Origin of the sequence: Arthrobacter sp. NtRootA1, assembly GCF_019976975.1 — a bacterium.
Classification (GTDB): Bacteria; Actinomycetota; Actinomycetes; order Actinomycetales; family Micrococcaceae; genus Arthrobacter; species Arthrobacter aromaticivorans.
Map to the genome: position 1 here is coordinate 396,175 of NZ_AP024630.1, position 20,452 is coordinate 416,626.

22 protein-coding genes are annotated in these 20,452 nt (G+C 62.2%); 5 read left to right on the forward strand and 17 right to left on the reverse strand.

The genetic code is table 11. The features are described 5' to 3' along the window. Nucleotides 1–22: 22 nt before the first annotated feature. The 4 genes from LDN90_RS01955 to LDN90_RS01970 all read right to left on the reverse strand — a co-directional run bounded on the left by LDN90_RS01955 (nt 23) and on the right by LDN90_RS01970 (nt 3,422). On the reverse strand, nt 23–829 hold the full coding sequence (locus tag LDN90_RS01955; protein WP_216922281.1) for an exodeoxyribonuclease III: 807 nt from the start codon (nt 827–829) through the stop codon (nt 23–25). An 82-nt stretch (nt 830–911) separates the two neighbouring features. Beyond that, nucleotides 912–1,478 carry a DUF308 domain-containing protein gene (locus tag LDN90_RS01960; protein ID WP_216922279.1) on the reverse strand — a complete coding sequence of 189 codons (567 nt, stop codon included), beginning with the start codon at nt 1,476–1,478 and terminating at the stop codon, nt 912–914. A gap of 70 nt (nt 1,479–1,548) precedes the next feature. Next, complete coding sequence (locus LDN90_RS01965; RefSeq protein ID WP_223947708.1) at nt 1,549–2,175, reverse strand: response regulator transcription factor; 627 nt, start codon at nt 2,173–2,175, stop codon at nt 1,549–1,551. Then, on the reverse strand, nt 2,172–3,422 hold the full coding sequence (locus LDN90_RS01970) for a sensor histidine kinase (RefSeq protein ID WP_223947709.1): 1,251 nt from the start codon (nt 3,420–3,422) through the stop codon (nt 2,172–2,174). The genes LDN90_RS01965 and LDN90_RS01970 overlap by 4 nt, the downstream gene beginning before the upstream one ends. Before the next feature lie 209 nt (nt 3,423–3,631). On the opposite strand from LDN90_RS01970, the gene LDN90_RS01975 reads away from it, so the two are divergent. Both LDN90_RS01975 and LDN90_RS01980 read left to right on the forward strand, forming a co-directional pair. Next, the gene (locus LDN90_RS01975; RefSeq protein ID WP_223947710.1) at nt 3,632–4,210 is read left to right on the forward strand and encodes a heme-binding protein; all 579 of its coding nucleotides are present in this window, start codon (nt 3,632–3,634) and stop codon (nt 4,208–4,210) included. A gap of 10 nt (nt 4,211–4,220) precedes the next feature. Beyond that, nucleotides 4,221–4,889 carry an ankyrin repeat domain-containing protein gene (locus LDN90_RS01980; protein ID WP_223947711.1) on the forward strand — a complete coding sequence of 223 codons (669 nt, stop codon included), beginning with the start codon at nt 4,221–4,223 and terminating at the stop codon, nt 4,887–4,889. A 70-nt stretch (nt 4,890–4,959) separates the two neighbouring features. Here LDN90_RS01980 and LDN90_RS01985 read toward each other — a convergent pair whose 3' ends face one another. From LDN90_RS01985 to LDN90_RS01995, 3 genes are read right to left on the reverse strand one after another with little or no spacing between them, the layout of a single operon-like run. After that, complete coding sequence (locus tag LDN90_RS01985; RefSeq protein ID WP_223947712.1) at nt 4,960–6,174, reverse strand: acetyl-CoA acetyltransferase; 1,215 nt, start codon at nt 6,172–6,174, stop codon at nt 4,960–4,962. Next, nucleotides 6,171–6,905 carry a CoA transferase subunit B gene (locus LDN90_RS01990; RefSeq protein ID WP_223947713.1) on the reverse strand — a complete coding sequence of 245 codons (735 nt, stop codon included), beginning with the start codon at nt 6,903–6,905 and terminating at the stop codon, nt 6,171–6,173. Before LDN90_RS01990 ends, LDN90_RS01985 begins: the two co-directional genes overlap by 4 nt. A 38-nt stretch (nt 6,906–6,943) precedes the next feature. Next, nucleotides 6,944–7,657 (reverse strand): CoA transferase subunit A, encoded by a 714-nt coding sequence (locus LDN90_RS01995; protein ID WP_223947714.1) that lies wholly within the window; start codon nt 7,655–7,657, stop codon nt 6,944–6,946. A 181-nt stretch (nt 7,658–7,838) separates the two neighbouring features. Here LDN90_RS01995 and LDN90_RS02000 point away from each other — a divergent pair, with 181 nt between their 5' ends. Continuing rightward, nucleotides 7,839–8,621 (forward strand): IclR family transcriptional regulator, encoded by a 783-nt coding sequence (locus tag LDN90_RS02000; RefSeq protein ID WP_223947715.1) that lies wholly within the window; start codon nt 7,839–7,841, stop codon nt 8,619–8,621. A 65-nt stretch (nt 8,622–8,686) separates the two neighbouring features. Here the strand turns inward: LDN90_RS02000 and LDN90_RS02005 are convergent, their stop codons facing one another. The 10 genes from LDN90_RS02005 to LDN90_RS02050 form a co-directional block, all read right to left on the reverse strand. Next, a complete protein-coding gene (locus tag LDN90_RS02005) occupies nt 8,687–9,259 on the reverse strand; it encodes a GNAT family N-acetyltransferase (protein ID WP_223947716.1) in 573 nt (190 codons plus the stop codon). A 37-nt stretch (nt 9,260–9,296) separates the two neighbouring features. After that, nucleotides 9,297–10,691 carry a phosphomannomutase/phosphoglucomutase gene (locus LDN90_RS02010; RefSeq protein WP_223947717.1) on the reverse strand — a complete coding sequence of 465 codons (1,395 nt, stop codon included), beginning with the start codon at nt 10,689–10,691 and terminating at the stop codon, nt 9,297–9,299. Nucleotides 10,692–10,755: 64 nt separating this feature from the next. Beyond that, entirely contained in the window at nt 10,756–10,944 is a 189-nt protein-coding gene (locus LDN90_RS02015; protein ID WP_223947718.1) for a hypothetical protein, read from the reverse strand. 38 nt (nt 10,945–10,982) lie between these two features. Beyond that, nucleotides 10,983–11,726, reverse strand: a complete 744-nt coding sequence (locus LDN90_RS02020) for a sulfite exporter TauE/SafE family protein (protein ID WP_223947719.1) — start codon at nt 11,724–11,726, stop codon at nt 10,983–10,985. Then, nucleotides 11,727–13,166, reverse strand: a complete 1,440-nt coding sequence (locus LDN90_RS02025) for an NAD-dependent succinate-semialdehyde dehydrogenase (RefSeq protein WP_223947720.1) — start codon at nt 13,164–13,166, stop codon at nt 11,727–11,729. Nucleotides 13,167–13,206: 40 nt separating this feature from the next. Next, the gene (locus LDN90_RS02030) at nt 13,207–14,022 is read right to left on the reverse strand and encodes a carbohydrate ABC transporter permease (protein WP_223947721.1); all 816 of its coding nucleotides are present in this window, start codon (nt 14,020–14,022) and stop codon (nt 13,207–13,209) included. A gap of 4 nt (nt 14,023–14,026) precedes the next feature. Next, nucleotides 14,027–14,983 (reverse strand): sugar ABC transporter permease, encoded by a 957-nt coding sequence (locus tag LDN90_RS02035; RefSeq protein ID WP_223947722.1) that lies wholly within the window; start codon nt 14,981–14,983, stop codon nt 14,027–14,029. Then, on the reverse strand, nt 14,980–16,269 hold the full coding sequence (locus tag LDN90_RS02040; RefSeq protein ID WP_223947723.1) for an extracellular solute-binding protein: 1,290 nt from the start codon (nt 16,267–16,269) through the stop codon (nt 14,980–14,982). Before LDN90_RS02040 ends, LDN90_RS02035 begins: the two co-directional genes overlap by 4 nt. Nucleotides 16,270–16,344: 75 nt before the next feature. Then, on the reverse strand, nt 16,345–17,229 hold the full coding sequence (locus LDN90_RS02045; RefSeq protein WP_223947724.1) for an aldolase: 885 nt from the start codon (nt 17,227–17,229) through the stop codon (nt 16,345–16,347). Between the two features lie 16 nt (nt 17,230–17,245). Beyond that, nucleotides 17,246–18,145: a PfkB family carbohydrate kinase gene (locus LDN90_RS02050; RefSeq protein ID WP_223947725.1), complete on the reverse strand. Its 900-nt coding sequence runs from the start codon at nt 18,143–18,145 to the stop codon at nt 17,246–17,248. Between the two features lie 134 nt (nt 18,146–18,279). Here LDN90_RS02050 and LDN90_RS02055 point away from each other — a divergent pair, with 134 nt between their 5' ends. Continuing rightward, entirely contained in the window at nt 18,280–19,422 is a 1,143-nt protein-coding gene (locus LDN90_RS02055) for a Gfo/Idh/MocA family oxidoreductase (RefSeq protein ID WP_223947726.1), read from the forward strand. A 74-nt stretch (nt 19,423–19,496) separates the two neighbouring features. Next, the gene (locus tag LDN90_RS02060) at nt 19,497–20,279 is read left to right on the forward strand and encodes a DeoR/GlpR family DNA-binding transcription regulator (RefSeq protein ID WP_223947727.1); all 783 of its coding nucleotides are present in this window, start codon (nt 19,497–19,499) and stop codon (nt 20,277–20,279) included. Nucleotides 20,280–20,452 lie beyond the last annotated feature (173 nt).

Here is a 20,452-nt window from a genome sequence, read left to right on the forward strand (position 1 = left end):
CCCTTTCGTCCATCAGCGGTGATTAGTCTGCAAGCTCCACGATCACGGGAGCGTGGTCTGAAGCGCCCTTGCCCTTACGCTCTTCGCGGTCGATGGAGGCACCGGTGACCCGGGCCGCAAGGGCGGGGGAAGCCAGGCAGAAGTCGATGCGCATGCCTTCCTTCTTGGGGAAGCGCAGCTGCGTGTAGTCCCAGTAGGTATAGACGCCAGGGCCGGGTGTGTAGGGTCGAACGACGTCGGTGTAACCGGCAGCTTCGAAGGCGTGGAAAGCGGCGCGCTCGGGTTCGCTGACGTGCGTGAAGTTGTTGTTGCGGAACAGCTCGATGTCCCAGACGTCGTCATCGAAGGGAGCAATGTTCCAGTCGCCCATGAGCGCCACCTGGGCGGTGGGCTCGGACTTTAGCCACTCCGCGGCGTTGCCTTGAAGGACATCAAGCCACTTGATCTTGTACGGCATGTGTTCGTCGTCCAGCGAGCGGCCATTTGGAACATAGAGGCTCCAGATGCGGATGCCGCCGCAGGTGGCGGCGATAGCGCGGGCTTCCTGCGCGGGGTCCTTGCCGGCCTTACCGAACATCGGCTGGTCCAGGAAGGTGCGTTCTACGTCCTCCAGCCCAACGCGGGACGCAATGGCGACGCCGTTCCACTGGTTCACGCCGAAGTGCGCAACCTCGTAGCCCATGCGCTCAAAGAGCTCCCACGGGAAGTTATCGTCCTTGCACTTGGTCTCCTGGATGGCCAGGACATCACAGTCACTGCGCTCAAGCCACGCTTCCACGCGGTCGGCACGGGCACGGAGGGAGTTCACATTCCAGGTAGCTATCTTCACAGCCACTAACTTACCGAACTTGGCGCCAAGCGCATCCCCTCATGAAGGATTGCTGGGCGTGACGTCCGTGTTGAGGCAAGTATTAGTGGGCGTACATGAAGGAAGACGATGCGCCCCTGCGCATCTTGACGCCGCAGACGATCAGCAGCAGCCCGGCAACAACGGAGAAGGCTGCCAGCAAACCCACAACACCCAGGAACCCAAAGCCGGGATTGACCAGGACAAAGAGGCCAAAAACCGCAGTCACAAGACCGGTCAGCAACCAGACTCCCCAACCATTGACGGAGTTCCTTGCAGCAAACGCGAAGACGATCTCGGAAAGCCCGAGGACCAAGGCCCAGAGCCCGATCAGGATGCCAAGTGCTGCAGCCGTGATTCCCGGCCACGCGAGCGCCACCAAACCGGCGGCAATGGAGATGAAGCCTCCCACCATCGTCCAGCCGGAATGGCGTGAAGGGTCATAGAAGTAGTGGGCCACGTTGGTGAGGCCGTCAACGAGTGCGAAGACGCCGAAGACGAAAACCAGCCCGAAAACCGTAGCGACGGGCAAAGATGCGACTAAAAGACCAAAGAGCACGGCAAGGATTCCGCGGAACAGGAGGGCAGTTCCGGAATGTTTAAACATCTTGCGTTCCGAAGCGTCGGACATAGTGCCAGCTTAACGGAATGCGGGCTGAGGATATATAGCAATGAGCCCTGAATCGCCAGGCGCGGCTGGCCTACCGCATGCCCTCGCGACGGATCGCGGTTGCGATGGCCGCCGCCCGCGTCTCCACGCCGAGCTTGGCATAGATATGGGCCAGATGGGTTTTGACTGTTGCTTCCGAAATGAAGAGGCGTTTGCCCAGATCGCGGTTGCTGAGGCCCTCCGTCAGGAGGCTCAGGAGCTCCGCCTCCCGGGGTGTAAGGATTTCGTCCGGGTTCCGCAGCTGTTGGAAAAGCCGGGACGCAACCGGCGCGCTCATCACGCTTTTGCCCTGCACCGCGCCTCTCACAGCTGCGAAAATCTCTTCCGGTGCGGCGTCCTTGAGCAGGTACCCCATGGCGCCGGCATCGACGGCACGGACGATGTCGGCGTCTGAATCGTAAGTGGTGAAAACGATCACGGCCTGCTTGGGATTGCGCTGCCGCAACTGTTTGATGGCCTCGATGCCGTCCATTCCTGCACCCATGGCGAGGTCCATGAGAACCACTGCCGGTGAGTGCTGTTGTGCCGCTTCCAACGCTTCCTCCCCGGACGCCGCTTCGCCGACGACGACGATATCGGCCTGAGTGCCCAACAACGCCTTCAGCCCGCTCCGGACCACCGTGTGATCGTCCACAAGGAGTACGGAAATGGTGGTCACAGGGACTCCTTCGATGGATATGAGGGCGACGTAGCTTCGGGCAGAGCTGGCAGCGGCAGCTGGGCCGCGATGATCGTACCTTCGCCCGGAGTGCTCTCCACGGACAATTCTCCGCCCAGCTGCTCAATGCGTTGCCGCATGGCGCGCAGACCGTATCCTCCCGTTTCCGACGGCGGAGGTACCGCTCCGGGATCAAAGCCGCGGCCGTCGTCGAACACGTCAAGGGTGATCGCGTCCGGCAAGTACCCAAGTGTCACGCTGGCGTTGTCCGCGTGGGCATGAAGTTTGATGTTGGCTACGGCGCTCTGGGTCACGCGGAGCAGGGCGTGCCGAACCTCGGACGGGATGGGACGGGTCTCGCCGGTGACCTGCACGTGGACGTGGTCCAGATACTTCCGGGCGGCGCGTTCCAAGGCCTCGTGAAGGGGCGCGGTTTCCAGGCCAGGCGCCGAGAGCTCGTGCACCAGGCTCCGGGTTTCGGCGAGATTTCCGCGGAGGAGGCTGGCTGCTTTGCTGACGTCCTGCTGCGCCGCAGGATCGGGCCAGGAACGTTGGGCTGCCTCGAGGAGGAGCAAGCCGCTCGCGAGGCCTTGGGTGATGGTGTCGTGGATTTCACGTGAAACACGCTCGCGTTCCGCCGCGATTCCTGCTGTCCGTTCACTCGCCGCCAGCTGTTCCTGGGCTTGGGTTACATCTTCGAAGAGCTTTCGCTGGAGGGCGGCGTCGCGCTCGATCTTGTCGTAAATCAACGTGAGCAGGGCGCCGGCAGCGAGCGGTCCGAGCAGCATGGCGACGTCCGTCCATCCGCTCATACGGAAAAGCCCGACTGCGGTGGCCGCCGCCGTCGCGCCGCCGGCCAGATACGCGGCCCACCCTCGGAACGCGGTGCGGCTGAGGAAGAAAATGGCGAAGGAGCACCACGCGAAGCTGGGCGCAGCGATCACCAGAGCCGCCCAGGCCGCTACCAGGGCAAACATCCACTGCTCGCGGTTTTGGCTTGGTCGGCTCTGCATGGGATTGCGGTGTTGGGTGAGCTGGCCGTGTTGGGCCAGCAACGCTGTCACGACGTACAGAGCACACACGGCCACCGCCAAGGCCACGGTCCACAAGTTGTCCGCGGGGGAGTGGCGCATGACGTAACGGACAGCAGAGGCGACCATCAGCACGGCAAAGCCCAGGTGCACCACCGCATCGATGCGGGTATCGATCCGGCTGCTGGGATCCGGCCGTTGAGGGGCTGCTGGCATTGGGTGGTTCCTGTTTCCGTTTCTGTCCGTGGTAGGCGCTCTTTCCATGCTAGATCCCGCGTGGTTGCTGGTCTCTCCACCTTTTGGCTGATACAGCTGGCGGAAAGGCTGAGCTTGGAACCGGCGCACGGCCGATGCGTCCTCGGGGCTGCCCCCGGAAGCATGGATATGTACCCGAAATTGCCACTGCTTGCCACGAGGAGAACTCCATGAAGAAGTCCAACAAGATGATTGCCGCCGCCGCTGCTGGAGCGCTGTTGCTTACCGGCGGGGTTACCGCAGTAGCCAATGCCGTGGCCCCTGGTGCCGCGCCTGTTAACGTTCCCGCAGCGCCGGTGACTGCCGAAGTGCAACCGGCTCCTGAGAATGTGGTGGCCCAGAACCGGATCACAGTGGGTGCTTCCAGCAAGGCCGTCAATACCGCGCTTGCCAAGTGCCAGGCAGACAAGCTTCCGTTCGTGACCGTGGCCCTGGTGGATCGGTTCGGCACCGTCCAGGCCCTCCTCCGCGGTGACAACGCCGCCGAGCACACCATCGAGGCCGCCAAGCAGAAGGCTTACACTGCGGCTGCCTTTGGTGCCCCCACAAGCGAGCTCGCCAAGCGCATCAACGGCACCGGCCCGTCCATCGCGGACCTTCCCGGCACGCTTTTCCTGCCTGGCGGCGTCCCGTTGAAGGTCAACGGCGTATCCGTGGCTGGCATCGGCGTCGGTGGCGCTCCCGACGGCGCCTTGGACGAGGCATGCGCGACTGCTGCTGCCGAAGCCCTGGGCGTAGATGCAAAGTAGCCTCGAAGCCATGAGCTTGTGGAAGGTGCGCGGCGTGGCTGCGGGGTCGGCGCTGCTAATCGCCGGACTCGTGGCTGGCTGCGGACCGGGTTCGCCGACTCAAGCAGCCTCCACCCCAGCTGTGGCGTCGAGCGCCAGTCCGGACCCGTCGTCGTCCCCGTCCCCAACGAGACTGTCCCCGGAGGACCAACTGGAAACCGACCGGCTCCTGATCCTCGCCGCAAAAGCCAACGATCCCGTGCGGGTGCGGGAACTGATCGCGGCAGGTGGCGACGTCAACGCCAAGGATGACATCCAGGACTCCGCGTTCCTCTACGCGGGTGCGGAGGGCTTCAATGAGGTGCTCCAACTGACATTGGCGGCAGGGGCCGACGTCGCCAGCATCAACAGATACGGTGGCACGGCCCTGATCCCCGCCAGCGAGCACGGGCATACGGACACCGTTCGCATCCTGATCGCCGCGGGCGTGCCAGTGAACCACGTGAACAACCTGGGCTGGACGGCCATGCAGGAGGCCATCCTGCTCAACAACGGCGGGCAGAACCAGCAGGACGTGGTCCGGCAGCTGCTGGCCGCGGGAGCCGATCCGGATATCCGTGACCCCCAAGGCCGAACCGCCCTGCAGAACGCAGAGCGGCTCGGGTTCACGGAGATCGCGGCGCTGATTCGGAACCGCTAACCCAACTGAGTCGCAGTTGTGCGCGTTTAGACGCCTCAAAACGCGCACTGCTGCGACTTAGTTGGGTGGGTTAGACCGCCTCGAGCACGCTGACGTAGTTGGCGATGCCCACGCCGCCCATGTTCTGGACCGCGCCTCGCCGGGCATTGGGAAGCTGCATGTCTCCCGCGGTCCCGGTGAGCTGCATGGCCGCAATCACATGCTGGGACACTCCCGTTGCGCCCACAGGATGCCCCTTGGCCTTCAGGCCGCCGGATACGTTCACGGGAAGTTTGCCGTCCTTGTATACCCAGCCCTCTTGGACGGCGCGCGAACCCTCTCCGCGGGGAGTCAGGCCCATCGCTTCGTACATGATGAGCTCGGCGATGGTGAAGCAGTCGTGGACTTCGGCGAAGTCCAGTCCGTCGATGCCCACGCCCGCCATGCCCAAGGCACGCTCCCACGATGCGCGGGTAGCGGCGAACTCGGTGGGATCACGCTTCTCCGCCGGGAAGAAGTCATTCGCGTGACCGAATCCGGCCAGGCGCACAGGTGCGGTTGCGCCGCCGGTAGCCGACGTTGAAATCACGACGGCGGCCGCACCGTCCGAGACCGGCGAACAGTCCGTACGGCGCAAGGGGTCCGCGACCATGGGGTTCTTGTCCGAGATAGTCCGGCAGAATTCCTCGCCAAAGTCCCGGTGCATCTGGGCGTAGGGATTGTCCATGCCGTTGTGGTGGTTCTTGGCTGCAATGGAACCGAGGACATCGCCGAGGCCTCCGGGGTAGTTGGCTGCGTCTATGCCCGTGCCGTAGCGCTTCCCGTAATGCTTCGCCACCTCCGCGAACAACCCCGTGAACCCTGTGGTGGACGCCTTGCCCGCCATTTCGTACGAGGCACCAAGCAAGGCAGCCCCCACAACGTCTGCTCCGGCGTCGGTCATCTTTTCCGCGCCGATCACCAAGACATTGCGGGCGGTTCCGGCGAGCACAGCCTTCACGCCTTGCTGGAACGCTGCAGAACCGGAGGCGCACGCGTTCTCCGTGCGCGTTGCAGGGACATTGGCCAGGTCTGCAGAGAGCTGCAGTGCAAGCGACGACGTGAACCCCAGCGGCTGCATGCCTGAGTTGAACTGGCCGAGATAGACCTCGTCGATGTCCTTGGGCTCAACCCCGGAATTGCGGATTGCTTCACCGGCCACTTGGACAATCAGTGATTCGAGGGTGTGATCCGTCAGCTTGCCGAATTTGCTGTGGCCCCACCCGGTGAGCAGGATGTCTTTGCCGAACTGGTCTTTCAGGCTCATGCGTTGGCTCCTTCGAAAGTGTTTGTTTCTGCAGGGTCCGGAGCGTCGGTGCTGATCGCCACCGTAAACTCCGCCTCTGTCTTGGTGCGGACCTCTTCCACCGTGACGCCCGGGGCGAGGCGGGTCAGCAGGAGGCGGGTGCCGCCGTCGTGCTTTTCTGCGTCCGGACCAAACGTTTCAGCGTCCGGCACGATGTCGAAGACGGCGAGGTCTGTGATGATCCGGTCAACGCACTTCAGCCCGGTGAGCGGCAGCGTGCATTCCGTGACGATCTTGGCCGAGCCGTCCTTGGCGTTGTGCTCGGTGAGGACCACGACCCGCGGTGTCCCGGCCACCAAATCCATGGCGCCGCCCATACCCTTGACCATCTTTCCCGGGATGGTCCAATTGGCGAGGTCCCCGCGGCCGGACACCTGCATGGCACCCAGGATCGCCACCTTCACATGGCCGCCGCGGATCATGCCGAAGGACGTAGCGGAATCGAAGATACTTCCACCCGACGTGATGGTGACGGTCTGCTTGCCGGCATTGATCAGATCCGCGTCCTCCTCGCCCTCATAAGGGAACGGGCCCATGCCGAGCAACCCGTTCTCGCTCTGGAGAACCACCCGCACGCCGTCGCGCAGGTTGTTGGCCACCAACGTGGGGATGCCGATGCCGAGGTTGACGTAGTCGCCGTCGTTCAATTCTTCAGCCGCAATGGCGGCCATCTGGTCTCGTGTCCAGCCCATGATGTGTGCTCCTTGTTGTGTAAACCGATATCGCTTCTTTAGGCCCCTACCGCTTCGCGGGGGCGGACGGTTCGCTGTTCGATGTCCTTAACCCGCGCGGTGGCCTGCACCAGCCTCTGGACGTAGACGCCGGGAGTGACGATATGGTTGGGATCCAGCTCGCCCGGCTGAACGATGACCTCTGCTTCGGCGATGGTGACTTTGCCGGCAGTGGCGACGACCGGGTTGAAATTCCTCGCCGTGTAGCGGTAGATCAGGTTTCCGTCCGTGTCCGCGGTGTGGGCGTGGACAAGCGCGACGTCGGCGGTGATGGCGCGCTCGCGGACGTACGTCACGCCGTCGAACTCTTCCAGTGGCTTGCCCTCGGCAACCAGCGTGCCCACGCCGGTCCGTGTATAGAAGGCGGGGATGCCGGCGCCGCCTGCGCGAAGGCGCTCGGCGAGGGTGCCTTGCGGAGTGAATTCGACGTCGAGCTTGCCCGCCAGATACTGCTCGGCGAAGAGCTTGTTCTCGCCGACGTAGGAAGCGATGACCTTCCTGACTTGGCCTGCCTCGATCAGGACGCCGAGCCCCTTGCCATCCACTCCCATGTTGTTGGAGACGATGGTGAGATCCTTGGCGCCCGACTCCCGCACGGCATCGATCAGGTCTGCAGGGATGCCACTCAGGCCAAAACCCCCGACGGCGATCGTCAGGCCGTCCGCCATCAGGTCCTGAAGCGCTTGGGTTGCGCTGGCGTGCATCTTCGGCATTGGAACTCCTCTTTGAGCCTTTGTGATGGACATATCCACGTTGTGGACTTGTGGCCTGTAGAGGAGCCTAGGTTTGATCTTTTCTGCGGTCAATGGCGCCACTCCTTGGCTACTCACGGTGTGGACTGTAGGCTCAATGGTGTCCATATTGTGGATGAATCTTCATGTGGAGGCTGTTTTGGTGGCAGAGAAGACAAGTGCAAACCCCGTGCAGGGTGCCCAAGTTGTGGGCCGCGTTGCCCTGCTGCTGAGGCTTGTTGGGCGCAAACCCGAGGGAACATCGTTGGCCGGATTGGTACGCGAGTCGGGGCTGACGCGACCCACCGTGCACCGGCTGCTGACGTCCCTGGCCGCGGAGGGTCTGCTGGAACACGATTCCGCCGCCGGAAAGTGGGTTCTTGGACCTGAGATCTTCCTGCTGGGATCCGTAGCGGCGGCACGCTTCCCCATGGAGGACATCGCCAGGCCGTCCCTGCGCAGGCTCGCTGCCGAGACGGGTGAGAGCGCCTTCTTCTCGATCCGCCGAGGCAATGAAACCGTCTGCGTGTTGCGCGAGGAAGGTTCGTTTCCGGTGAGGTCCTTCGTGCTGCATGAGGGGGTACGTTTTCCGCTGGGTGTTGCCTCGGCAGGGACTGCGATCATGGCCTTCCTTTCTCGGGAGGAGCAGGAAGGGCTGCTGGAGGACTGGCCGGCGCACGCTGGCGACTTTGCCGTTGGGCATCGGGCCGATGTGGTGCGGGACAACCTTGAGCGGACCCGGCTGACGGGCTACTCGGTGAATCCGGGGCTGATCCTTGAAGGAAGTTGGGGGATGGGCGCGGCAGTTTTTGACCAACAAGGGCGGCCCGCATGGGCCCTTTCCCTAACGGGGATCGAACCTCGGTTCCGCCCTGATCGACAGGAATTCCTCGGCAAATTGCTGCTTGAGGAAGCTCACCGGATGACCGCGAAACTGCAAGGCTGACCAAGTAAGTAGCAGATGATGCCGTTTTGAGCGTTCTAAACGGCATCATCTGCTACTCAGTTGGGTTATCGCAGCTCCAGCCGCATCAGCACTCTCGGGAAACCGTTGAGGACGGACGTTGTCTCTGCGACTTTTGTGAAGCCGGCTTTCTCGAAGAGCCGGCGCGTGCCCACGTACGCCATGGTCAGGTCCACTTTGTTGCCTTTGTTGTCCACGGGGTAGCCCTCAATGGCCGGCGCGCCATGGCTCTTTGCGAACTCGATCGCGCCCTGGAGCAGTGCATGGGAGATGCCCTTGCCGCGATGCCCGGGCCGCACGCGAATACACCAGACAGACCACACCTCGGCGTCGTCCACGTGCGGGATCTTCCGATTCGTAGCGAAGCTCGTGTCGGCGCGGGGGTGGACGGCAGCCCACCCAACTACTTCGCCGCCTTCGTAAGCGAGAACGCCTGGCGGCGGATCCTCCGCAAGCAGCTTTTCCACGAACTTTCCCCGCTCCTCCCGCTGGAGCGCAAGGTTCTGCTTCGAGGGAATCCGGTAACTCAGGCACCAGCACACGTTGGCGTCAGGACGTTTGGGGCCGACGATGGTTTTCACGTCCTCGAACACCGCTGCGGGCCGAACTTCGATTGCCATGCGGCCTATCCTGTCATCCGCCCCGACGCGCCGGACCTTAATTCCTGATAATTTCCAGGACAGCGTCACGCACGAGGGTCATAGTCCCGGCAGTCTTAGCCTCGACGTTGAGCCGCAGCAGTTCTTCCGTGTTTGAAGCCCGGACGTTGAACCACCAGTCTCCTGATTCCGCGGTCACGGTTAGACCATCCAAATCATCAATGAGAGATCCGTCCACCTGTTCGTAGAGTGCCTGGATGTCTGCAATCAACCGGACACCGTCCGTCACGGCTGAGTTGATTTCACCGCTTGAGGAGTACGGTTCGTACTGCCGTGCAAGGCTGGAAAGCGGCGAGGGCTGTTCGCCAAGGGCGGCGAGGACGTGCATTGCGGCGAGCATGCCGGTGTCCGCGTTGTAGAAGTCGCGGAAGTAGTAGTGGGCGGAATGTTCACCACCGAACACAGCCTCCTCTTCGGCCATGCGGGCCTTGATGAACGAGTGGCCCACCCGTGTACGTACCGGACGACCGCCAGCGGCTTGAATGAACTCTGGAACCGACTGCGACGTAATCAGGTTGTGGATCACGGCGGGCTCCACAACCCCGGCCGCTCGAGCCTTGGAAATTTCACGCACTGCAATCATGGACGTTATGGCGGAGGGTGTGACGGGTTGTCCGGTCTCATCGACAACAAAGCAGCGGTCCGCATCGCCGTCGAACGCCAGCCCAAGGTCGGCGCCGTGGGCGAGTACGGCTGCCTGCAGATCGCGGAGGTTCTCCGGTTCCAGGGGGTTGGCCGGGTGGTTGGGGAAGTTGCCGTCCAACTGAAAATACAGGGGGACAATGGTCAGCGGCAGTGCCTGTAGAACTTGGCTGTCCAGCACCGCGGGAACTGTCATTCCCGCCATTCCGTTTCCGGCGTCGACAACAACCTTGAGCGGACGAATGCCGGAAAGATCTACGAGGGAACGCAGCTTGCGGGCATACTCTTTAAGGACGTCGAGTGAGCTCACAGTCCCCACTGATTCGGCCTCGGGAATACCTTCATTCAGGTAGCGCTGGGCGAGATCCCTGATATCGAACAGTCCTGAATCGGATGAGATGGGGATGGCTCCAGCCTTGGCCATTTTGATTCCGTTGTACTGCGCTGGGTTGTGGCTGGCCGTAAAGATGGCGCCCGCCGCGTCGAGCGATCCGCAGGCAAAGTAGAGTTCGTCGGTCGAAATCAATCCGAGGTCGTACACATCGGCACCCCGGGTGGAGGCGCCCTGCGAAAATGCCTCGACAAACCCGGGGGATGAACGACGCATGTCACCGCCGCAGAACACGGTCTTCCCCGCAAGGCCCAGAACGTCGACGAACGCGGCACCGATGGCTCGTGCGATCTGATCGGTCAGTGTAGTGCCGACTATGCCGCGGACATCGTAGGCCTTGAATGACGAGGACAGATCCATAAGTCTCCTTGAGGGCACCTTTTGAGAGGAAGCGAACGCTTAATGTTCGAATAACAACAAAAGCCTATCGGATGCCGAAGTCCGTATCCGTATATGAACCGACGCGTCGGCCAGGGACTTCGCTGCAACCGCAAGTAGTGGCGATTTCAAGCCGGACGGACTTTGGGGCCGTTGCATCGAGTGTGAGGGAGACGGTTTCGCCGCTATTGGTGGAAACCCGCAGGGTGCTTTCTTCGGATGAAACGTCAAACATGGTGGTCCTCTTGGTCGGTTATGGGTTGGCGAGCGGGCTCAGCCGACGGCGTCCAGGACGCCTCGAACAATGGTGGCGGCTGCGCCGAGGTAGGCCAGCACGATCAGCAGTATCTGCGCGGCTCGCGCTGACACCCGCTTGGACGCGAGGTCGCCCAGGACGAGTCCCACGACGCACGCAGCGGCCACAGCCAGCCACATGGTGATCGGCAGAACGGGAAACGATTCCGGCGCGGTGACCGCCTTGGAGATGAGCGATAACGAGCCGATGGTGAAAAAATACGGCTGCATCGTGGCTGCGAACGACTTGTGCTGCCACCGCGTCGCTATCGAGTACATACTGACGGCCGGTCCTCCCACTCCTGCCGCAGTATTCATGAAACCGCTGAGACCTCCGGCGGTGAAGAGGTATCGGCGCCGTTTAGGCAGGACTGCCGACTTCATGACAAGAAGTACCGTGAGCCCGACAGCGAGGATGACGCCTATCGAGATCTCCAGGACAGCGGGCGGCATGAACCGTATGAGGATGGCCGCGGGGACAATCCCCAGGAGTGCTGATGCGGCCAGTGCCATGTATCGCTTCCAGTCAATATCCCGCACGACGCGGAAGATGATGGCACCGGCCGTCACGGCTCCACAGACGTTGACCAGCACCACACCCTCCACCGGGCCCAGCAGCAGAACCAGGAAGGGGGCCGCCACCAGTGCGAATCCCATCCCGGTCACGCGCTGCATCCCGGCGCCCATGACGACGGCGCCCAGCACCAGCCCGGTGGTCAGCATTTACGCCTTCCAGGCAATGTACTGAACCTCCTCGAATTCCTCGAGGCCGAGGCTCGATCCTTCCCGGCCCAGGCCGGACTGCTTGGCGCCGCCCATGGGTGCGAAAGCCACAGACGGAAGGGGATCGTTGACTCCGACAATGCCGGCTTCCAGCTGCTCGGGAATGTCCCAGCCGCGCTTTGGGCTGTTGGTCCACACGTACGCGGCGAGCCCCATTTCTGTGGCATTTGCTTTGCGGATTGCTTCCTCTTCCGATGAGAAGGTGACCACCCCGGCGGCGGGTCCAAAGACTTCTTCGCTCACCAGTGGGGCGTCGTCGGGAACGTCTGCCAGGAGCGTGGGGGCCATAAAGGAACCTTGTCCAGGAACGTGGGTTCGCTCGGTGACCCGGCGGGCGCCGCGACTGAGGGCATCGTCCACCAAAGCCTGTACGGCAGCCGCCCTTTCGGCGTCGATCACCGGACCAAGATCCGGAACGGGAGTGTCATCGTCGGGAACGCCGTGCCCAATGGTCATCGCATCAAATCGCGCAGCCAACTTGCGGGCGAATTCGTCTGCCACGCAGTCCTGGACCAGGAAACGGTTGGCAGCTACGCAGGACTGGCCAGTGTTACGGAGCCTGCCAAGCACTGCGCCCTCAACCGCGGCATCAAGGTCGGCGTCCTCGAAGACGATGAACGGTGCGTTGCCGCCCAGTTCGAGCAGCGGCCTCACCACCCGTTCGGAGGCAGACGCCATGATTTGCCGGCCGACGCCGGTGGAGCCGGTGAAGCTGACCGCCCGCACTGCGGGGTGCTTAAGCAGCGCTCCGGTAATGTCCCGGGATGGTCCGTGGACCAGATTTACGACGCCGGCCGGGAACCCTGCATCGTGCAGGATCTCGAACAGTCCAGTAGCGGCGAGGGGTGCCTTTTCGGAGACTCGACCCACCACGGTGCAGCCTGCTGCGAGCATGGCTGCGAGCTTTCGGGCTTGGATGGAAACCGGGAAGTTCCACGGCGTGAGGCTGAGGGCGACGCCGATTGGCTTGCGGCTGCTGAGATGATGGCGGCCCCGGAGTTCCGGTGGGTTGACCGTTCCGGTGGTGCGGCGTGCTTCCTCAGCAAACCACCGGAGGTATTCCACCGAGAATTCCACTTCGCCCTGAGCTTCAGGGAGTCGTTTGCCGGCTTCCAGCGCCAAGGTGTGGGCCAGTTCGTCACGGCGCTCGGCCAGTAGACCTGCGGCGTTGTGGAGCAGGTCGGCCCGGGTGCGGGCTGTGGTCCGGGACCAGCTGCTGAACGCCTCTGCAGCGGCATCCGCGGCTTTGGTCGCTTCCTCCGTGCCTCCCCAAGCCACCTCGCCCACGGTGGTCCCGTTTCCGGGATCGGTGACGTCCTTGAACGTTCCGGCCGAGTGCCAGGTCCCATTGATCAGATGCTGTGCCGATTTCAGGTTCACGTGTATTGCCTTTCGTTGGCTGGAAGAAGTTTGGAGGTGTTCATCCCTTGCTGGCACCGGCGGTGATGCCCGCCACGAAGTAGCGCTGCAGGAAGATGTAGGCCACCACCACCGGCAGGGAGGCAAGCATGACTCCTGCGAACAACAGCGGGTAGTTGGTTTGGAATTCGCCTTGGAAGCTCAGCAAAGCCAACGGGAGGGTGCGGTTTCCGGGGGACTGGATGAACAAGAGGGGGTAAAGCAGCTCATTCCAGTGAATGACGAACAAGAAGATGGCCGCCGCCGCGATTGATGGTGTGGAGAGCGGCAGTGCGATCGAGGCGTAGGTCTTCCACGGGCCGGTTCCGTCGATGGAGGACGCTTCGTAGAGTTCTTTTGGAAGTGTGCGCATGAAACCGCCAAGGATGAACACGGCGATCGGCAGCGTGGAGACCACGTTGGCCAAGATCAATCCCTGGAGGTTGTCCAGCAGTCCGAGCCGTCCGAAGAGTACGTAAAGCGGGACCATGTTGGCCTGGGCGGGGATGGCCATACCGAGCACGAGGAAGCCGAAGATGGCCCAGGACACGAAGCCCTTGAGGCGGGACACGGCGTAACCGGCCAGGCTGGCAATAAAGAGCGTGACTGGTACGGAGACGGCGGTGACGATGACGCTGTTCCAGAAGGAGGAACCCAGGTCCTGGCCGCCGATCACCTCGGCGTAGTTGGCGGGGGAGAGGGAACGCGGCAGGCTGAACGGGCCTTCGAACAATTCCTGCGTGGATTTGAAGCTGCCGAAACCTACCACGGTCAGCGGAATGATGATGATTAGCGCGTAGATGCCGAGGATGGCGCGGCGGCTTATTGAAGCGAGCATGCTGTCATTCCCCCTTTGGGGTCAGCCGGAGCAACCGGCGCTGAATCCACGTGACCAAGGCAATCATCGCCATGAAGATGATCGACTGGGCGGCGGCGTAGCCGAACTCCGAGTTGGCAAAAGTGCTGTAGATGCGGGTGGAGAGTATGTCCAGCGAGCTCTTCGGCGGGTTGCCCGCGATGCCCAGGATCAGGTCGAAAGCCTTGAACGATTGCACGGTGGTGTAGGCCACGACGATGGATGTTGCAGGGGCCACGAAAGGCCAGGTGATGGACTTGAATTGCTGCCATTTGTTGGCACCGTCCATTTCCGCTGCCTCGTAGAGTTCCCGCGGTATGGACTGCAGGCCTGCGATGTAGACCACCATCATCTGTCCGGCATGGAACCAGACCTGGGTAACGGCTACCCAGTAGAGCGCCTGGTTGCTGTCACCGAGGTAGGACCCTTGGAGTCCTTGGAGTCCCGTGGCACCCAGCACCGAGTTGGCCAGGCCGAAGTTGGGATCGTAGATGAACTTCCAAATGAAGGCCACGGACACTGAGGACAGGATGGTTGGGAAGAAGAACAACGCCCGCAGCAGGATGCCGCCACGCGAGTTCTTTGTCAGGAGCAGGGCCAGCACAAGCGAGAACGCCGTTTGGGCTATGACTACCAGCAGTACGAACTTCAGGTTGTTGGTCAGCGCGTTGGTGAACAACGAGTCCTTGGTGAACGCCCGGATGAAGTTGTCCACGCCCACGTAGTCGAACGCCGCCGAGAAGCCGTTCCAGTCCGTAACGGCATACTGGAAAGCCTGAAGGGTGGGCATCACGAGGAAGAATGCGATGACCGCGACGGCGGGGAGCGGGAAGAGGTACAGCGCAGGATTAACGCGGGTAGGGGACCGGCGCTTCTTCGTCGCACTTTCCATCCTTCTGTCCGGCGCCTTTCGCTTGGCAGCCATTCCGGTGTGGGTGCTCATAGCCGTTCATCCACAATCTTCTGGGCAGCTTCGGCCGCTTGCTCAGGGCTCGTGCCGGAGATGACAGCCGTTGCGCTGGCCTCCACGGCGTTACGTACGTCCAGGTTCTGGAACTGGAAGCGGGCTGCCAGCGCCGTCCTCTTATCCAGCCATGGGCTCAAACGCTTGAGGTCCGCGTTGGTGTATTCGACGTCCTTGACGGAAACGTGCTGAGCCGTCTGGTTGGCGTAGTAGGCGGCATTTTCAGGTTCGGACAGGAAATCAATCCATGCTGCCGCCGCGGCCTGGTGCTTGCTTGCAGAATTGACGCCGAGGATGAACGTGGCGTTGTAGGCGCCCTCGTACTTGGCTTTCCCTTCGGTGGACGTGTTGGGGAATACCAGCTCGATGGGGAATTTAGCCCCCAGGTTGCGGACCGCGGCAATGTGGTAGGACCCCGTGGCCAGCATGGCCGCCTTGCCTTGTGAGAACAGGTTCTGGGCGGGCTCTACCGCGGTGCCCGTGGCGTTGGGCTGCAGGAAGGGGGCCAAGTCCTTGTACTGGTTCAGCATCTTGATGAACCAGTCGTCAGTGCACTTGAGCTTACCCTGCTCGATTTGGGAACACATATCATCCACGGGCGCGTTGTTGGCGATCATGCAATTGAAGAGCTGGCCACCGTTTCCTACATCGCCGCCGGGCCATGAGATGGGCGTTACGCCGGAGGCCGCCAGCTTCTCACACATGTTGAGGAAGGCATTCCAGTCCTTCGGAGCGAGCTCGGCCCCGGCTTTGTCGAACAGGTCCGTGTTGGCCATGGGCATGGGGAAGACCACTTGATAGGGCAAGCCCAATTGGCTGTCTCCAGACTGCCCGGCCGTGAGCAAGCCTTTCTGGTAGTTGCCAACGGCCTTGCTGTTCTTAAGCTCGGTGTAGATTCCGGCCTCGCCGAAGTTCTTGAACTGAGCGCCCCGGAACGTGGCAAACGCGTCCCCGATGGCCGCGCCTCGGACCTTCTGCAAACCCTGGGCGTTGTAGTCGTTGGAAGTCGAGATGTCCTGGGCGACCTCCACGCCGTTATTCTTTGCAACGAAGCGCTTGATCAGCTCGTCGAACACTGCTTTGTCTTCGCCACGCCAGTGAGCGAAGGACACCTTGCCGGTGATATCACCGGTTGCCGGAGCAACCGGCCCGGTGGAGCCACCCGGGGTTGTGGAACCGCCAGGTCCTGCGCATGCCGCGGCGGTGGCGCCGAGACCCAGGGCACCAAGAACGGCCATTGCCTGCCTGCGTGAAATCTGACTCACAAAATTCTCCTCATTGAGTGTTGCTGTGCCTAGTTTTTTGGAACGGGGGGGCGCCTTCACGGCCTCCGGGACGGATCAAGCGGTGGTTCGTTGTGCGGATACCACCTCATCGACCACGGCGCAGAGCCGCTGCAGCCGACTGACAGCATCGGTGGACAAGGATTCGACCACGTCGGCGGAGCCGATGCAGGACGCCCACACGGCTCGTCCGGACAGGAACCCGCTGGCCCCTTCCAGACATGCCCATCGGACGGCGTCAGGGAATATGTCCTCCGGTACGCCGGATGAGAGAACCACCCAGGGGCCGTCGATGGCTTTAGTCAGTTCGGCGCAAGCTGCACGGACCTCCGCCTCAGGGGCTTGGCCTTTGAACGGGACCTCCGCCTTGTAAAGATCGGCACCCAGGCGGCCGAGTTCCTTGGCCGCGGCCAGGATGCCGGCGTTCCAGTCGAAGTCTCCCCCTTCCAGAGGCTTACGGGAGACGGGTTCGATGATGCTGATCAACCCCGCGGACTTGCAGCTCTCCACGAATTCACGGACCATCGCCACCCGCCCCTCGGCGGGTTCGTCCGGGCGGTAGAGCACCAGGAGCTTTAGTGCCTTGGCGCCAAGGGCAGCGTACTTCGCTGGATCAACCAGTTTGTCGATGGTCACTTCACCCACCAGTTCGCCATGGGCAGACTCGAAGTGGTCGGCGGAGGCGATGAGTCCGCAGCTGGGGTCCACCACGTTCTCTTCAATGGCCTGATCCAGTGCGAATTGGCGATCGATGAGCACGCCGGAGGCGTACGGAGTGAGGATCCGGGCCGCAGCGAGTTTGAAGTCGCGGAGATCCTGGTCGGTTACAGGCCGGTCAGTGTGCTCGGCGAACATGTTCCGCATGGCTTCGCGCTGATCGACAGCGAGCATGGCGAACGCACCTGACGGACGCTGGAGGGAGGAAAGATCGGTAACGCTCATGGGCTGCTTCTTTCAGCTAGACAGTGTGATTGGTGGTCGAAGCGGGGGTTATGGCCTGGCGGGGAATCATGGAGCGCCCGTCCAGGCCTGCGCAGGATGCCGAGGCCGTGCGGCTTGCGAATGCCGAGGCCTCGCGTAGGGGGAGCCCTGCCGCAACGGCGGCGAGGATGGCGCCGTGGTAAACGTCGCCTGCGCCGAGCGTCGAAACGATCTCCGCAGGTGTTGCCGGTACGTGGAACGGAATGCCGCCCCGTTCCAGCCCCCAGGCTCCTTCGGAGCCTGCCGTGGCCACGACGGCGGAAGCTCCGCCGTCGACGGCTTTTTGCACGAGGGCCTCCGGGGACAAATCGTCACCGTACTCGGCACGCAAGCGTTCGATCGTTGGCACGTACAGTGCTACACCTTCCGGGCTGAAGGAAGGGATGGGGTTTCCGGCGTCCACACTGATCCGCAGGCCTGGCAGATTCGCTACGGCATTCCAGCCCAACTGGTCCACATGGACCCAGGCCGCACGGCGTACCAGTTCATGAAAGCGGCTGCCCGCGGGAAAGTGGACCGGAGGTACAGGTCGGGTGACGATCGCGCGGCTTTCGGTGGACCTGCTGACCACGATCACGCTGGCGCCCGTGCTGACGCCGGGATTCCGAATGACAGCCGACGTGTCTACGCCCTCGGCTTCGAGGCCGCTGATGATCCGGTCACCTTCCTCGTCTACCCCTACGACGCCGGCAAAAGCCGCCTTGGCTCCGGCACGGGCTGCCGCTACTGCCGCAGTGGCGGCCGGCCCGCCGCCTGCCGTTGCGAAATCGGCAGCCACGGTGCGGCTGTCGGCACTGGGGTAGTCCTGCACAAGGGCGATGGAGTCCAAAGTGGCACACCCGACGAAGAGCAGGGTTTCGGATGACTGTTGGTGCACGATCCACCTCGTTGTAGTTGGGCTGGTTTGAAAAAATATACACACGCTATGTGTGAAAAACAACACATTCTGTATAGTGATGTTTGGGATGCAACGTCGGTCCCCCAACTCAACGCAGAGAAACGGAGCAGCTCATGGCATTGCCCTCTGGGGAAACAGCCCAAACCATTCGCTACGGCCTTATCGGCGCCGGCCACATGGCCCGCGAACATGTGCGTAACCTTGCTTTGATCCCAGGAAGCCGAATTACCGCGGTCTCCGATCCCACGCGCGCGTCCCTCGACCAGACGTCGGGCGAAATTGGCTACGAGGTGAAGACGTACTCCTCGCATCGGGAACTGCTGGCATCGGGGCACGTGGACGCGCTTGTGATCGCGAGCCCGAACGACACACACCTGGGAATTTTGAAGGACATTTTCGCCAGCGGCACCAACCTGCCCGTCCTGGTGGAAAAGCCCGTCTGCACCAGTGCGGAGCAGGCTGACGAGCTGGAAATCCTTGCCGCTTCGTACACCGCCCCGGTGTGGGTGGCCATGGAGTACCGCTATATGCCGCCCGTGCAGGAAATCATTCAGGCCGCACACGGTGGCAAGCTAGGGAATATCCATATGCTCTCGATCGTCGAACATCGTTTTCCGTTCCTGCACAAGGTGGGCGATTGGAACAGGTTTGCGGATCGCACCGGGGGCACTCTGGTAGAAAAATGCTGTCATTTCTTCGATCTGATGCGCCTGATCCTTCAGGACGAGCCAACCCGCGTCTACGCCAGCGGCGGACACGACGTCAACCACCTTGACGAGGTCTACGACGGCCGCACCCCGGACATGGTGGACAACGCCTACGTGATCGTCGACTTCAAGCGCGGCAGCCGCGCCATGCTGGAGCTGTCCATGTTCGCTGAGGGGTCCAAATTCCAGGAACGCATCTCGATTGTGGGCGACACGGCCAAAATCGAGACCCTCATCCCCGTCGCCGCCAACCACTGGATTGAGGGTGACGAGACTGAAGCCACGGTCGAGTTCAGTCCGCGATCACCGCTGGGACCGGAAAAGCATGAAGTTCCTGTCGATGAAGCAGTCCTTGCCGCCGGGGCACACCACGGATCCACTTACTATGAGCACCTCGGTTACCGGAAGGCCATACTGGGTGAAGGTTCGGTTGATGTGACGGTGGCAGATGGTCTTCAATCCGTCAGGATGGGCTTGGCAGCCGAGCGGTCCATTGTTGAAGGGCGCGCCATTGAACTCGACGCAGCGAAGGTTGTTGCTCGGAAGTAAGTAAGATTGTGTTGGAATTACAACACTTTGCGACACCCTTAGTCGTCCAAGTGTACACGAGGAAAGGGGAGGCCATGAGCATCGCACGGGAAGAGGCGCCGCTGACGCCCCGTCAGCGCACCATTCTGGACGAGCTCGGCCGTCGGGGGTTCCTTTCCACCGCGGACTTGGCAGGAACGTTCGATGTCTCTGACATGACAGTCCGCCGCGACACCCGGGCGCTGTCCAAGCTCGGGCTGGTCAAGGTGGTCCACGGTGGGGTAAGCGCCGTGGAGGGCCACGGGCAGAACGCTGACTTCGCGGCGCGTGCCCGCGAGGATGCCGACGCGAAGCAGCGCGTCGCCAAGGCCTGTGTGGACCTGGTGGCTGACCGTGACGCCATCATTCTTGATGCGGGAACTACGACCTACCAGATCGCCCAGGAACTGCCGACATCTTTCATGGGCACGATCATCACCCATTCGGCGCCCGCGATACAGAGGTGCCTGCAGCTGACGTCTGCACGCACCATTTGCTTGGGTGGCGAACTGTTATTGGACAGCCAGGCGTTCAACGGTCCCATGACCGTCAGCGCCGCACAAGGTCTGCGCGCCAAGACCGCATTCATTGGTGTCAGCGGGATCCACGACGAAGCGTTTTACATTGAACGGGATGTAGAACGCGCCACGAAACTCGCCCTCATGGCATCGGCCGAGCAGGTGGTGGTGGTTGCTACGCATCAGAAAATGCTGCGGTATGCGCTGGCCAAGCTGGCTGTATTTGATGCGGTTGACATTCTTGTGACGGATGCGCCCCCGCCACAGGAAATTGAAGCCGCGTTGAAAGCGGCCGACGTGAAACTCATCGTGGCGGCATGACCGCATAGTTGCGGTTCTGCCTACTGGAGCCTGAGGCTCCTGATGCGCCTTGGCCGCTCGCCGACGCTTTTTCGCGAAACCCTGTGATCCTTGGGCGCCCGCAGCCATGGATCACGACGCCCGAGCTCCCCGCTGTATTGATAGGTCGCCAATTGGCGTCCAAGTTTTTACCG

Coding starts and splice junctions, on each gene's coding strand:
- LDN90_RS02045 (WP_223947724.1), bottom strand. CDS start 17,229: ATGAGCGTTACCGATCTTTCCTCCCTCCAGCGTCCGTCAGGTGCGTTC.
- LDN90_RS02055 (WP_223947726.1), top strand. CDS start 18,280: ATGGCATTGCCCTCTGGGGAAACAGCCCAAACCATTCGCTACGGCCTT.
- LDN90_RS01960 (WP_216922279.1), bottom strand. CDS start 1,478: ATGTCCGACGCTTCGGAACGCAAGATGTTTAAACATTCCGGAACTGCC.
- LDN90_RS01995 (WP_223947714.1), bottom strand. CDS start 7,657: ATGCCGAAGATGCACGCCAGCGCAACCCAAGCGCTTCAGGACCTGATG.
- LDN90_RS01975 (WP_223947710.1), top strand. CDS start 3,632: ATGAAGAAGTCCAACAAGATGATTGCCGCCGCCGCTGCTGGAGCGCTG.
- LDN90_RS02060 (WP_223947727.1), top strand. CDS start 19,497: ATGAGCATCGCACGGGAAGAGGCGCCGCTGACGCCCCGTCAGCGCACC.
- LDN90_RS02010 (WP_223947717.1), bottom strand. CDS start 10,691: ATGGATCTGTCCTCGTCATTCAAGGCCTACGATGTCCGCGGCATAGTC.
- LDN90_RS02020 (WP_223947719.1), bottom strand. CDS start 11,726: ATGCTGACCACCGGGCTGGTGCTGGGCGCCGTCGTCATGGGCGCCGGG.
- LDN90_RS01970 (WP_223947709.1), bottom strand. CDS start 3,422: ATGCCAGCAGCCCCTCAACGGCCGGATCCCAGCAGCCGGATCGATACC.
- LDN90_RS01990 (WP_223947713.1), bottom strand. CDS start 6,905: ATGGGCTGGACACGAGACCAGATGGCCGCCATTGCGGCTGAAGAATTG.
- LDN90_RS02035 (WP_223947722.1), bottom strand. CDS start 14,983: ATGAGCACCCACACCGGAATGGCTGCCAAGCGAAAGGCGCCGGACAGA.
- LDN90_RS01980 (WP_223947711.1), top strand. CDS start 4,221: ATGAGCTTGTGGAAGGTGCGCGGCGTGGCTGCGGGGTCGGCGCTGCTA.
- LDN90_RS02005 (WP_223947716.1), bottom strand. CDS start 9,259: ATGGCAATCGAAGTTCGGCCCGCAGCGGTGTTCGAGGACGTGAAAACC.
- LDN90_RS02015 (WP_223947718.1), bottom strand. CDS start 10,944: ATGTTTGACGTTTCATCCGAAGAAAGCACCCTGCGGGTTTCCACCAAT.
- LDN90_RS01985 (WP_223947712.1), bottom strand. CDS start 6,174: ATGAGCCTGAAAGACCAGTTCGGCAAAGACATCCTGCTCACCGGGTGG.
- LDN90_RS02030 (WP_223947721.1), bottom strand. CDS start 14,022: ATGCTCGCTTCAATAAGCCGCCGCGCCATCCTCGGCATCTACGCGCTA.